Source organism: Pricia sp. (assembly GCF_041745955.1).
Lineage (GTDB): Bacteria > Bacteroidota > Bacteroidia > Flavobacteriales > Flavobacteriaceae > Pricia.
In genome coordinates this window covers 1-12,474 of the sequence record NZ_JBGTHY010000026.1, presented here as the reverse complement: position 1 = coordinate 12,474, position 12,474 = coordinate 1, and the positions used below count along the sequence as shown (strand labels likewise).

10 protein-coding genes and 1 tRNA gene are annotated in these 12,474 nt (G+C 45.6%); 8 read left to right on the top strand and 3 right to left on the bottom strand.

What is annotated here, in order from left to right:
• Nucleotides 1-189 precede the first annotated feature (189 nt).
• The gene (locus ACEW8S_RS00945) at nt 190-1,248 is read right to left on the bottom strand and encodes a 6-bladed beta-propeller (protein ID WP_373516320.1); all 1,059 of its coding nucleotides are present in this window, start codon (nt 1,246-1,248) and stop codon (nt 190-192) included.
• 93 nt (nt 1,249-1,341) lie between these two features.
• On the opposite strand from ACEW8S_RS00945, the gene ACEW8S_RS00940 reads away from it, so the two are divergent.
• Nucleotides 1,342-1,416: transfer RNA gene (locus ACEW8S_RS00940), tRNA-Val, on the top strand.
• A 10-nt stretch (nt 1,417-1,426) separates the two neighbouring features.
• On the opposite strand, the gene murF is transcribed toward ACEW8S_RS00940, so the two are convergent.
• A complete protein-coding gene (murF, locus tag ACEW8S_RS00935) occupies nt 1,427-2,704 on the bottom strand; it encodes a UDP-N-acetylmuramoyl-tripeptide--D-alanyl-D-alanine ligase (RefSeq protein ID WP_373516319.1) in 1,278 nt (425 codons plus the stop codon).
• 63 nt (nt 2,705-2,767) lie between these two features.
• A complete protein-coding gene (gldJ, locus tag ACEW8S_RS00930; protein WP_373516318.1) occupies nt 2,768-4,432 on the bottom strand; it encodes a gliding motility lipoprotein GldJ in 1,665 nt (554 codons plus the stop codon).
• Between the two features lie 488 nt (nt 4,433-4,920).
• Between gldJ and porV the strand changes: the two genes are divergently transcribed.
• From porV to ACEW8S_RS00895, 7 genes are all read left to right on the top strand, one after another.
• The gene (gene porV / locus ACEW8S_RS00925) at nt 4,921-6,084 is read left to right on the top strand and encodes a type IX secretion system outer membrane channel protein PorV (RefSeq protein ID WP_373516317.1); all 1,164 of its coding nucleotides are present in this window, start codon (nt 4,921-4,923) and stop codon (nt 6,082-6,084) included.
• A 71-nt stretch (nt 6,085-6,155) separates the two neighbouring features.
• Nucleotides 6,156-6,638, top strand: coding sequence for a cytidine deaminase (cdd, locus tag ACEW8S_RS00920; RefSeq protein WP_373516316.1), 483 nt, complete (start codon nt 6,156-6,158; stop codon nt 6,636-6,638).
• A gap of 215 nt (nt 6,639-6,853) precedes the next feature.
• A complete protein-coding gene (pdhA, locus tag ACEW8S_RS00915) occupies nt 6,854-7,852 on the top strand; it encodes a pyruvate dehydrogenase (acetyl-transferring) E1 component subunit alpha (RefSeq protein ID WP_373516315.1) in 999 nt (332 codons plus the stop codon).
• Nucleotides 7,853-7,857: 5 nt separating this feature from the next.
• Nucleotides 7,858-9,621 (top strand): pyruvate dehydrogenase complex dihydrolipoamide acetyltransferase, encoded by a 1,764-nt coding sequence (locus tag ACEW8S_RS00910; RefSeq protein WP_373516314.1) that lies wholly within the window; start codon nt 7,858-7,860, stop codon nt 9,619-9,621.
• 266 nt (nt 9,622-9,887) lie between these two features.
• Complete coding sequence (locus ACEW8S_RS00905) at nt 9,888-10,997, top strand: M28 family peptidase (RefSeq protein WP_373516313.1); 1,110 nt, start codon at nt 9,888-9,890, stop codon at nt 10,995-10,997.
• Nucleotides 10,997-11,677: an SDR family NAD(P)-dependent oxidoreductase gene (locus ACEW8S_RS00900; protein WP_373516312.1), complete on the top strand. Its 681-nt coding sequence runs from the start codon at nt 10,997-10,999 to the stop codon at nt 11,675-11,677. Before ACEW8S_RS00905 ends, ACEW8S_RS00900 begins: the two co-directional genes overlap by 1 nt.
• A 60-nt stretch (nt 11,678-11,737) precedes the next feature.
• Nucleotides 11,738-12,337 carry a SprT-like domain-containing protein gene (locus ACEW8S_RS00895; protein WP_373516311.1) on the top strand — a complete coding sequence of 200 codons (600 nt, stop codon included), beginning with the start codon at nt 11,738-11,740 and terminating at the stop codon, nt 12,335-12,337.
• Nucleotides 12,338-12,474: the final 137 nt, after the last annotated feature.

Below are 12,474 nucleotides of genomic sequence, written 5' to 3'. Positions count from 1 at the left end.
TAAAATCATTTATCTTTATCCATAAGCGAAAGCATTTACTGAATAATTATATCGTAAGAAGTTCACAAATCGTCAACACGAAGAGTGAATATTAGCAGAAGTAGCGCTATGTCTGGGATAGTAGAACAAGGTTCGAATCCCTCATTGCCCACTTAAAGCCATCCATAAAGGATGGCTTTTTTAATTCCCTCACACCCTCGTCAACTTAATAGGATACGTCTTCTCCGAAGCCCATTGCGGCACATACAGATTGCCATCGTCATCGACCAGCACATCGTGCGGGTTGCGGAAGGTCTTTCCGTCATATTGGGGTTCGGATAGTTTGCCGCTGCTATAATCCGGGGCGCTTCCTCCCGGCAGGGAAATAATTTTGTTATCCGCATCCAGAACGGCGAGCATGCCGTCGTAGCTATCCCATGTCTTGGTGACGATTACGGCAAAATAGATGTGACCGTCGTGGATGACCGGGCGGCAAATGGAGCATCCGGGTAGGGAGATGGTTTCCAAATGTTGACCATCCAAAGTGAACCTTTTGAATTCTTGACTGGCGCGTGAGGTGATTAAAAGGGTCGGATTTTTGGCATCCCTTACATCCAAAGTGATACCATGGCAGCAATTGAATTTTTCGTCGCTTTCGCCATTGCCCCCGAAATGTCGGATGTAGTTGCCTTTGGCATCATATTGAATGATATAATTCTGGCCATAACCATCGGCGACGTAGAAATCCCCGTTGGGCATAATGGCGGTCTCGGTGGGCTTGAACTGGTCGTCGCTGGTGTAGCCGTCAACCTCTTTTGGCCGCCCAAGGGTCATTAGAATCTTACCGTCCAACGTGGTTTTATGTACTTGATGGGTTTCGGGGTCCGTGATGAACAAAAACTGGTCGCTTCCCTCGCCCATAATGGACAATCCATGTGCGCCGGGGAATTTTTTGCCCCAGGAATCCAACACTTTTCCGGATTTATCATAAATGATGATATTGTTGTTATCTGCCCCGGTCGTGGTCATTAAGATACGGCCCTTGCTGTCGAGCACCATTTCATGACAGTCGTTGACCGGAGTTTTAGCGGGGTCTTGTACGCCCCATTCCTTATCGACTGTGTACTTGAAATTACCATGGCCTACGGTCTTTCTCATTGCGTTATTTGAAGGTGTTATTCCAAAGGTAAAGGACGGCGCAATCATTCCTGCACCGGTAGCCAAAGTCGATTTCTTGATAAAATCCCTTCGTTTGTTGTTTGTTTTCATGGCTTTCGTTTCGTTTTACAGGATTAAAAATACAGTATTTTAATTTAAGTTTTCGGAATTCAAAATTAGCTTTATCTTTGGTGAACGATTTTAGGGTCATTAGCTCAGTTGGTTTAGAGCGCTGCCTTGACAGGGCAGAGGTCACTGGTTCGAATCCAGTATGTCCCACTAGAAAGTTTTATAGCAATTCCAGTATCCGCTCCAACGCCATCCCCCTTGAGCCTTTTATAAGAATGGTGGAACTTTCCTCAACAGGATTTTTTGACAGATGTTCCGAGAACGCTTCGAACGTATCGAACTTTTTTAGGTCACTATCCGTTCGATGGAAATTCTTCCCAATTAAAAACACATCCTGAAAATGCATTGTAGCGGCGAGGTCTGCAATGGCTTGATGTTCGATGGCCGCGGTTTGGCCAAGCTCGAACATATCCCCTAAAAAGGCGATTTTGCTCTTGCCATCCATCATCCTGAAATTTTCAAGGGCAGCCCCCATACTGGTGGGATTGGCGTTGTAGGCATCCAATATAATAGAATGTCCGTTTTTTTCCAGAAGTTGGGAACGGTTGTTTTTGGGCACATAGCTTTCGATGGCATTTTTAATATCCTCCAAAGGGATAGTAAAATATTTGCCCATCACAATGGCGGCGGCACAATTGGTGAAATTGTAACTTCCTATCAATTGGGAAGTAATAATACGGTCTTCCACATCGATTTTGACAAAGGGATTGGCACTGACGAAGGAAATCCGATAGAATTCCTTTTTATCCGAACTGAATCCGAACTTTTTGATGTGGCCGGCCAGTTTCTCAAATTGTATAGGGTCATCCGCGTTCATGAAAATCGACTTCCCGTTTGCTTCCAGATAGTCGTACAACTCACTCTTGCCCTTGATTACCCCTTCTTCACCACCAAAACCTTCGAGATGCGCCTTTCCGAAATTGGTGATATAGCCGAAATCGGGCCGGGCGATGTTGCACAAAGATTCGATTTCCTTTTGGTGGTTGGCGCCCATTTCGACAATTGCTATTTCAGTGCCGTTTGTAATGGAAAGCAAAGTAAGCGGGACCCCGATATGGTTATTGAGGTTGCCGACGGTCGCAATCGTACGGTACCTCCTTGAAAGCACGGCATTGATCAACTCTTTGGTGGTGGTCTTGCCATTGCTTCCGGTCAGGGCGATGACCTTGGCGGTATTAAAGTTTCTATGGAAAGTCGCCAATTGCTGCAAGGCCTTGAGTGCATCTTTCACCAAGATATAGCTGTCGGAAATCGCATATTCGCCTTCATCGATCACTGCATATGCGGCCCCCTTACGCAGAGCCTCTGCGGCATAGGTGTTTCCATTAAAATTATCGCCCTTTAGTGCAAAAAAGATACAATCTTCGGTGATTTTACGGGTGTCGGTACAAACTCGTTGATGCGCTAAAAAGCGTTGATGCAGTTTCTCTATTTCCATACGACTAAGATAAAAAAAAGCCCCAACGTCAGGTCGGGGCTAGTATAAATTATGTGAATTGTATTATCTTGCTTTCTTGCCGCGAGGGGTCTTGTTCTTTGTTTGGGATTTTGATCCTACCCTTGACATGGCACATCGGAATCCTATATAATCGGTAGCCATATATTGGGGCATGTAGCGTCGTTGTGCGGGATCGAGCCAGTAGGCCCTATCTTTCCATGAACCCCCTTTGTAAACCCTTACCTCGTCATTGATCAAAGTGGATCTGTTGTTCGATTCATCGTACTGTCTGACGAGGTTGCCCGCTGAATCGACCTCGATTTTGTTTTTGGGCGAATTGTACATTTTATCACTGTCCTCAGTCTCTTCCTCATCGGCGAACTGATCAAAGAATCGTGAAGAGCTTGGATCACCGTCTCTATAGCCTCTGTTATCGCTAGAGGAGAAGTTCGTTCGTAAAAAGGTCTCTTCTTCGCCAACGGGCACCATTTTAATCTCGCCGGGCAGGTTCACGGCAACAATCTTACCATTCGGAAGGGTATCGTACATGACGGAATCACGAAGTATGGTCACTTTACCGTCCTCGCCAATGGCCGTCTTCATATAGATATTACCGCGGTAGTAGTTGAAATCACTTACTTCGTCGTCAACTATAGGTCGGTAGACATCGGCTACCCACTCGGCTACGTTACCGGCCATATCGTACAGGCCAAGGTCGTTCGGCTTGTAAGACATTACCTCAGCGGTGATATCGGCACCATCGTCCGACCATCCGGCAATTCCGCCGTAATCTCCTTTGCCTTGCTTGAAGTTGGCCAGTTGGTCACCTCTTCCGACACGTTGGCCGTTACGGGTGTACTCGCCATCCCAGGGATATTTTTTTCTCCCCCTATAATTGTTGTACTCCCGGGTACCTTGATTGGCCTGTGCGGCATATTCCCACTCCGTTTCGGTAGGCAATCGGTATTCGGGCATGATCACACCGCTGCTTCTACTTGCATAGGTATTGATACTGTCTTTTTTCTTGCTTCCTTGAAGGGAATCGATCTGACCATTGTAAACCGATTCGGGCCTGTTCAAATAGGCTTCGGTGCTGAAAGTACCGGCAACCTCACCGGTAGCGGCTTGATATTTGGCGTCTTTGGCCAAATAGCCTTCCCTTTCCAACATTATCTCGTTGACACGGTCGGTACGCCATTCGGCAAATTGCGTGGCCTGTAACCAGTTGACTCCAACTACAGGATATTCCGCATACGCTGGGTGTCGCAGATAGTTGTTGGTCATCGTCTCGTTGAAACCCAATCGGTTTCTCCATACCAAAGTATCGGGCAATGCACCTTTATAAATATTGGTGTACATCGGATTTTCAGGAGGATAAACACTTTTCAGATAATCGAGATATTCCAGATACATCACATTAGTGACCTCTGTTTCGTCCATATAAAAAGACTGTACGTGCTGGGAGGTCGGCGTATTGTTCCAATCGTGCATCACATCATCTTGCACCTTACCTTTAGTGAATGTACCTCCCTCGATAAATACAAGACCAGGAGCGGTCTCCTGTTCCTTGAAATCCGTATTGTATTGAAAACCGCCTTCCTTGGAATTGATTTTCCAACCTGTAGCTCTCGATACATCTTTGCTGCCGGAATTTTTACAGCTGGTAACCGTAAAACCTCCTGCAACTACGGCACAGGAAAGTATAACTTTGATAAACTGTTTTTTCATAATTAGGACTTGAGTTCAAATGGTTCTACTACGTATACTAGTATATTATAAGTGGTCGGAATATATATATATATTGATTAATTTTAAAATCACTTTCGGCATATAAAACGATGAAACCTACATAATATTTTATCCGACAAAAAATATTTTATCCGAAGGATGCCGATGCAACTATTGAAAATGCAGGGCAGTTCTTCAATGGAATAACGGGATAAATAGGATTTTAGTATGGCCTTGATTGTTTCTTTTTGAACAAGCTTTCAGCGTGTGCCACGCTTTGCAACAATATTTATTGAGGCGAAATTACGAGTATTCTTCGTACTGTTGCCTAATACTTTCCGAGAAACGGGATAAGAATACCAAAAATAGTGTGCATGTTATATAAGATATTGCCAAAAACCCCGTTTTGCATGTAGTACATCTATTTTATTTTAAAAATTAGATGCGTTTACCCATATTTGACCGATTAAATCTAGACCTGTTTAAGAATGAAAAAATTATCAGTACTGCTTTTGTTTTTCGGGGTATGCCAACTAGCTGCCCAAGAAAATCCGATCGAAGCGCGCGATCGCGTCATCACTACGGCCGTCCCATTTTTGAATATCACCGCTGACGCACGTGCCGCCGGTATGGGAGACGTGGGCGTAGCTACTTCTACCGATGCCTATTCGCAACAATGGAACCCTGCAAAATTTGCCTTTGCCGAGCGTAAAATGGGAATATCCCTTGGCTATACGCCCTATTTGAGCAGCGTAGTTTCGGATATCGGTCTTTTGAACGCCAATTATTATAACAAGATCGACGATCAAAGTGCCTTTGCGGTCAGTTTGCGCTATTTCACTTTGGGCGAGATTGAGTTAAGACAGACTTTTGATGAGATGCCAACGATAGCGAAACCCAACGAATTGGCGCTCGACGGCTCGTATTCATTGAAATTGAGTCCCACTTTTTCCATGGCGGTAGCAGGGCGTTATATCCGTTCTAACCTGAAATTTCCGAACGAGACTAGCATTGATACAAAGCCGGGCAGTACGTTCGCCGTTGATGTCGCTGGGTATTACCGCTCACAGGAAATTGGCTATAACCGGTTTGACGGTCGATGGAGGGCGGGTTTCAATATCTCCAACCTCGGCGGCAAGATTGCCTACGACGAAAACGGACAGGACAATTTCATACCGGCCAACTTAAAGTTCGGTGCCGGATTCGATTTTATTTTAGATCAGGATAATGTATTGGGTCTCACGGCGGAGTTCAATAAATTGTTGGTGCCAACGCCCCAAGATTTTAATGGTGATGGTCTGCTTGATGCCACCGATAACGATGAATACCAAGATATCGGCTTTTTAAGCGGAGTCTTTAAATCGTTCGGCGATGCTCCAGACGGATTTAGCGAAGAGCTTCAGGAAATGACTTGGGCCCTAGGTGCCGAATACGTGTACCAAGAAGCCTTTATGTTCCGTACGGGATATTTTAACGAAAGCGATGTAAAGGGATTCCGAAAATTCTTTACCCTCGGCGCGGGATTCAGGTACAAGTCCGCTCAAATCGACTTGTCTTATCTTTTCTCTACCTCGAAAATTACCAATCCGATAGAAAATTCATTGCGTTTCTCGTTGACCTTTAATTTGGGCGAGGAGTTTATTAATGATTAAGAGGATACGTTATATATTTACAGTAGCAAACCTGCCTTGTGCGGGTTTTGTTATTTTTCACTAATTCATCCATGCAAAAACAAAAACTAAGTTTTGAACTGACCATTTTTGACGGATTGGCAGAACTTTTGAAAGAAGATCAGGACTTGATTGCAAAAGCCGTTGGGGCGCGAAAGAACGCCTACGCACCCTACTCCAACTTTCAGGTCGGTGCGGCAGTGCTCATGGAAAACGGTGAAGTCGTCATCGGCAGCAATCAAGAAAACGCTTCATACCCATCGGGACTCTGTGCCGAGCGAGTGGCGGTCTTTCAGGCGGGAGCCCTATATCCGGGAGTACAGATTAAAGCCGTCGCCATAACGGCCACCTCAAAAAATCATGTGGTCGATTCCCCCGCCGCACCATGTGGCAATTGCCGGCAATCTATGTTGGAGTATGAGACCAAACAGAAAAAACCGATCAAACTGATCTTGATGGGCGAGACCGGTAAAGTAATTCAGTGCAATTCGATCGCGGATATACTGCCTTTGGGGTTTGATAGTTCTTTTTTATGAGGGATTTTTTATTGGGGCATTTGGTTTTTTAATTTCTGAGTATCGGGTATAAGGCACCCAACACCCCGCATCCATCCCCGCTCCCAAATCTCACACCCATATCTCACATCTTTTTTTCCAACTAATGATTTAATATGTATTTTTGTTCTTCTTGCCCCATTTCGATAGCTCCGTAAATGTGTTCAAGGGATTAAAAATTTTATGAAACGATTTCAATGGAAAAAATTACCAAGGAAACCTATCTGAAATGGTACGAGGATATGTACTTCTGGCGGAAGTTCGAAGATAAACTGGCCCAAGTATACATCCAACAAAAAGTTAGGGGATTTCTACATTTATATAATGGACAGGAAGCTGTTTTGGCCGGTTCGCTGCATGCGATGGACCTTACCAAAGACCGTATGATCACGGCCTACAGAAACCACGTACAGCCGATAGGCATGGGCGTGGATCCTAAAAGGGTGATGGCCGAACTTTATGGCAAGGTCACCGGTACCTCGAAAGGTATGGGCGGATCTATGCATATCTTTTCCAAGGAACACCGGTTTCACGGAGGGCACGGTATCGTAGGGGGGCAGATTCCCCTAGGTGCAGGTATGGCCTTTGGCGATAAATATGCGGGTAGGGACAATGTGACCCTTTGCTACATGGGCGATGGCGCGGTACGCCAAGGTTCCTTTCACGAGGCCCTGAATCTGGCCATGCTCTGGCAGCTGCCGGTGGTATTCATTTGTGAGAACAATGGCTACGCTATGGGTACATCCGTTGCACGAACCTCGCACTCCACCGAAATTTGGAAACTGGGCCTTGGCTATGAAATGCCCTGTGGCCCCGTAGACGGAATGGATGCCGTTACCGTGGCACAAGAAGTAAGCAAGGCGATCGATCGCGCGCGAAGTGGCGGTGGTCCTACTTTCCTTGAAATGAAAACGTATCGCTACCGAGGGCATTCCATGTCCGATGCACAGCATTATCGCACGAAGGACGAGGTGAAGGAATATCAAAAAATAGATCCCATCACTCAAGTACTCGATGTGATCATGGAGAACGAATATGCGACCGAAGACGAGATAAAAGCTATAGATAAAAGAGTGAAGGATTTAGTTGCGGAGTGTGAGAAATTTGCCGACGAATCCGACTACCCACCTGTAAGGCAGTTATACGACATGGTCTACGAGCAAGAAGATTTTCCGTTTGTTAAACATAAATTATAAGTTAGATGGCAGAAGTGATAAACATGCCCCGTTTGAGCGATACCATGGAAGAGGGTACCGTGGCCAAATGGCTGAAAAAGGTCGGTGACAAAGTAGCCGAGGGCGATATTCTAGCGGAAATCGAAACGGACAAGGCTACTATGGAATTCGAATCCTTTTATGAGGGTACCTTACTGCACATCGGTATCGATGAAGGCGATGGTGCGCCTGTAGATTCCCTTTTGGCCATTATAGGGGAAGAGGGAGAGGATATTTCAGGACTGTTGAACGGTAGTGAAGACAGTTCCGATGATAAGAAAAAGGCATCTTCGGATGATTCTTCAGAGGATGGGGATGAAAAAGAAGAAACCGATTCAAAGGAAAAGGAGCGTAAAGCATCCGAAGGAAAGGATACTGATGATTCCGGTTCCGAGGATGGCGATTCGGATAGCGGTACAGCCCAAATACCGGAAGGGGTAGAGGTGGTCAAGATGCCACGGCTCAGTGATACCATGGAAGAAGGTACGGTCGCCTCTTGGTTGAAAAAGGTCGGCGACAAGGTAGCCGAGGGAGATATTCTGGCCGAAATCGAAACGGACAAGGCCACGATGGAATTTGAATCCTTTTATTCCGGTACCTTATTATATATCGGAATCCAGGATGGGGAATCTTCTCCCGTTGATGCCGTACTGGCGGTAATCGGCCCGGAAGGTACCGATGTCGATGCCGTATTGAACGCAAAACCATCTAGCGGTAAAAAAGAAAGTTCTTCAGGGGATAAAAAGGATGAATCAAAAGCGGAAGCCTCAACTTCCGAAGCATCAAAAGAGGATTCGGAGGCATCCACCGAAAAATCGGATTCCGCTTCAAAATCCGTTAGCGATGGTCAGCGCATATTTGTATCTCCCCTGGCCAAAAAAATGGCGGAGGACAAAGGTATCGATCTGGCGAACGTCTCAGGATCCGGCGATAACGGAAGAATCGTCAAAAAGGATATAGAGAATTTCAAGCCCGCAGCAACATCGCAGCCGCAAGAACAGGCAAAGGCTACGGCACAAGAATCAGGTTCGGCCAAAGCGGTTGCTCCAATGAACTTACCGGTAGGCGAAGAAAGTTCCGAAGAGGTGAAAAATTCCCAGATGCGCAAGGCCATTGCTAAAACCTTGAGCAAATCGAAATTCACCGCTCCCCATTACTATTTGACCATTGAGGTAGATATGGACAATGCCATGACCTCACGGAAACAGATCAATGACATGCCCGAAACCAAAGTATCCTTCAACGATATGGTGGTCAAGGCATGTGCAATGGCACTGAGAAAGCATCCTCAGGTCAATACGTCTTGGAGCGATGATGCCATGTTATACCACCATCACATTCACATCGGGGTTGCGGTTGCCGTACCCGATGGACTAGTAGTTCCCGTGCTGAGATTCGCCGATCAGATGGGTCTGACCCAAATAGGCGGCTCCGTAAAAGAACTTGCGGGCAAAGCAAGAAACAAAAAGTTGACTCCTGCCGAGATGGAAGGAAGCACTTTCACAGTATCTAATTTAGGAATGTTCGGGATATCGGAATTCACCTCGATAATCTATCCGCCCAATTCCGCCATCCTATCCGTTGGGGCAATCGTAGAAAAGCCCGTTGTCAAAAACGGTGAAATTGTCGTGGGTAACACCATGAAGGTTACGTTGGCCTGCGACCACCGCACGGTCGATGGCGCGACGGGGTCCCAATTTTTATTGACTTTAAGGACCTATTTGGAGAATCCGGTGACAATGCTGGCCTAACGCCCAAGATCGACCTATGATTGGCGGATTTACCGGGAGGAACAGGAAGTGGGGCGCTTTGTTTTTTTTCATGAAATACATAAAAAATAGGTCTTAAGTCTTGCGTTTTATGGCCCTATGTCAAAACTTGTTAATATTCTTGCCCGATGATAAGAAGGATTGAAAAATCAAAAAGGCATCCCCTATTATTTTGGGATGCCTTTTTTTATGAGTACTTTGTTGCAAATTGGAGTACAACAAACTCCAAATACTAAAATAATCAGAATATGAAAAATAGAATCCTTACACTACTGCTTTTGTCGGCCATCGCTTATGGTTGCGGGTCGTCTCAAATAGATGAATCTGTCATTTTGAATAGGAAAGAGCCAGTGGACGATAGCTACAAACCTATAAAACTCTATAAAAAGCCGAGCGATATAGAGGGTATCGATTCTATTGTCAATTCCAAAAAGAACCCGTTTCGCAACGGTGCCAAAGAGTCCCAATGGAGCAACGGTGCCAAAACGATCCAGTTTACAAACCCTAAAAAAGTCGGTGCCATTATGGATTTTTTGGCTTCCGATGAACTACAAGGCCGGGATACTGGTAGCGAGGGTATCGAAAAAGCTGCGGATTTTATCGAAGGGATTTTTGTCAAAAATGGTGTGAAACCTTATTTTGAGGGCTATCGCGATATGATTTCCGACTATGAAAAACCTGCCTTTAATGTCGTAGGCGTCGTTGAAGGTAACGATCCAAAACTAAAAAAGGAATATATCATCATTGGGGCCCACTATGATCATTTGGGCCTGGTCGAAGCCGAAAACGGCGATGAAATTGCCAATGGCGCCAACGATAACGCCTCCGGTACTACCACCGTATTGGAGCTGGCACGATATTTTGGCAACTCGAAATCTAACAAACGGAGCCTTATATTCGCTCTGTTCAGTGCCGAGGAAAAGGGGCTCATAGGATCTAAGCATCTGGCAGAAAAACTGAAAGAACAGAACTTGAACCTTTACACGGTCTTGAATTATGAAATGGACGGGGTGCCCTTGGTAGGCAAGGAGTATCTAATGTATCTCACGGGTTATGAGATGTCTAACTTGGCGGAGGTTGCCAACAGCTATTCCGATGGAACGTACGCTGGTTATTTGCCCAAGGCCAAGGAATTCAATTTGTTCAAAAGGTCGGATAATTATTCGTTTCACGAAGCTTTCAACGTGCCTTCCCAGACGTTCAGTACCTTCGACTTTACCAATTTCGAGTATTACCATAAGGTAGGTGACGAAACTTCGGAAATGGACTATGGCCATATGGCGAACATAGTCAACAAAAGCATTCCCGTAATTGAGGGCATTGCCAACGCATCTTCAAAAGAAATCAAGTACAACTAATGGCTAACGTTATCATTACGGGCACCAGTAGGGGCATCGGCTTCGAACTGGTACAACTTTTTGCGGACAAAGGGCACAAGGTTTTGGCGCTTTCCCGAAACGATAGTCCGATTTCAGGGCTGAATCAAAAACATATTTCATACTTTCCATTCGATATTTCAAGACGGGAGGATTTAAAGCGAATGGAGGATTTCGTAGATGACAACTGGAAATCCGTTGACATCCTGATTAACAACGCTGGAAAACTGCTGAACAAACCCTTTTTGGAGACTTCCGCCGATGAGTTTGAGGATGTATTTAAGGTAAACGTATTCGGAGTGGCTGAAATTACGAAAACGATACTGCCTAAAATGTCCAAAGGCGGGCATGTGCTTACCATAAGCTCCATGGGCGGGGTGCAGGGCAGTATGAAATTCCCGGGACTTTCCGCCTATAGTTCGAGCAAAGCGGCGGTCATTACCCTGACGGAACTCTGGGCAGAGGAATTTAAGGAAACCGGACCTTCCTTCAACGTTTTGGCCCTAGGTGCCGTACAGACCGAAATGCTCGAAGAAGCCTTTCCCGGTTATGAAGCCCCGACCTCGGCCTCTGAAATGGCGGAATATATTATGGGGTTCGCCTTGACCGGACCGCGATTTTATAATGGGAAATTGTTGCAGGTTTCCAGTAGTACGCCTTAAGTTTCAGAAATATACCCTCTTCATTATTACCAAACCACATAAAATCCTAATTTTGTGGCAATGGACAAAACCCTACAAAAATATCTTCCTGAAACAGCGGTAGCCCCTTGTTGGGCGCTTATCAAGCAGAACAACGTCCATCTAAAAATTGTCAACGAGAGAGTGACCCGCCATGGTGACTATCGGCGTATGCCGAGTGGCGCCCACAGGATTACCGTGAACGCGAGTTTGAACAAATACCGTTTTCTGATTACCTTGGTGCATGAGATCGCCCATTTGGTCGCTTTTGAAAAATTCGGTAGACGTATCAAGCCGCACGGACAAGAGTGGAAGCGGACCTTTCAGTATATGATGCTCCCTTTTATCCGTCCAGAAATATTCCCTTCACAGCTATTGCCGCTATTGGCCAATCATTTTCGGAATCCGAAGGCAAGCAGCAGTACCGATGCTAAATTATCCATAGCTTTGAAGGCTTTCGATCATGGGGAAACCGATAACACCTATATTTTTGAAGTCCCCACCGGTAGTGTATTCCGTATTTACAACGGAAAAATTTTCAAGAAGGGCCATAGACGGGTAAAGCGGTATGAATGTGTAGAGGTAGCCACGGGCAGGTTGTACCTCTTTCAACCGAATGCCGAGGTGGAATTGATAAATTGATAAACTGTGGGAACGCCAAGCATGGAGTTCCTATGGATAACTGGTGGTCGACATAAACTGCGGCCGTAGAGAATAACAAAGAAAATGAAAAATAACTACTATGCCGTTTTAATGGCCGGTGGGGTCGGATCCCGATT

Excerpts from the sequence above, each read along its gene's own strand:
- gldJ (WP_373516318.1), bottom strand. The coding sequence starts at position 4,432 with ATGAAAAAACAGTTTATCAAAGTTATACTTTCCTGTGCCGTAGTTGCA.
- murF (WP_373516319.1), bottom strand. The coding sequence starts at position 2,704 with ATGGAAATAGAGAAACTGCATCAACGCTTTTTAGCGCATCAACGAGTT.
- ACEW8S_RS00945 (WP_373516320.1), bottom strand. The coding sequence starts at position 1,248 with ATGAAAACAAACAACAAACGAAGGGATTTTATCAAGAAATCGACTTTG.
- ACEW8S_RS00895 (WP_373516311.1), top strand. The coding sequence starts at position 11,738 with ATGGACAAAACCCTACAAAAATATCTTCCTGAAACAGCGGTAGCCCCT.
- pdhA (WP_373516315.1), top strand. The coding sequence starts at position 6,854 with ATGGAAAAAATTACCAAGGAAACCTATCTGAAATGGTACGAGGATATG.
- cdd (WP_373516316.1), top strand. The coding sequence starts at position 6,156 with ATGCAAAAACAAAAACTAAGTTTTGAACTGACCATTTTTGACGGATTG.
- ACEW8S_RS00910 (WP_373516314.1), top strand. The coding sequence starts at position 7,858 with ATGGCAGAAGTGATAAACATGCCCCGTTTGAGCGATACCATGGAAGAG.
- ACEW8S_RS00900 (WP_373516312.1), top strand. The coding sequence starts at position 10,997 with ATGGCTAACGTTATCATTACGGGCACCAGTAGGGGCATCGGCTTCGAA.
- ACEW8S_RS00905 (WP_373516313.1), top strand. The coding sequence starts at position 9,888 with ATGAAAAATAGAATCCTTACACTACTGCTTTTGTCGGCCATCGCTTAT.
- porV (WP_373516317.1), top strand. The coding sequence starts at position 4,921 with ATGAAAAAATTATCAGTACTGCTTTTGTTTTTCGGGGTATGCCAACTA.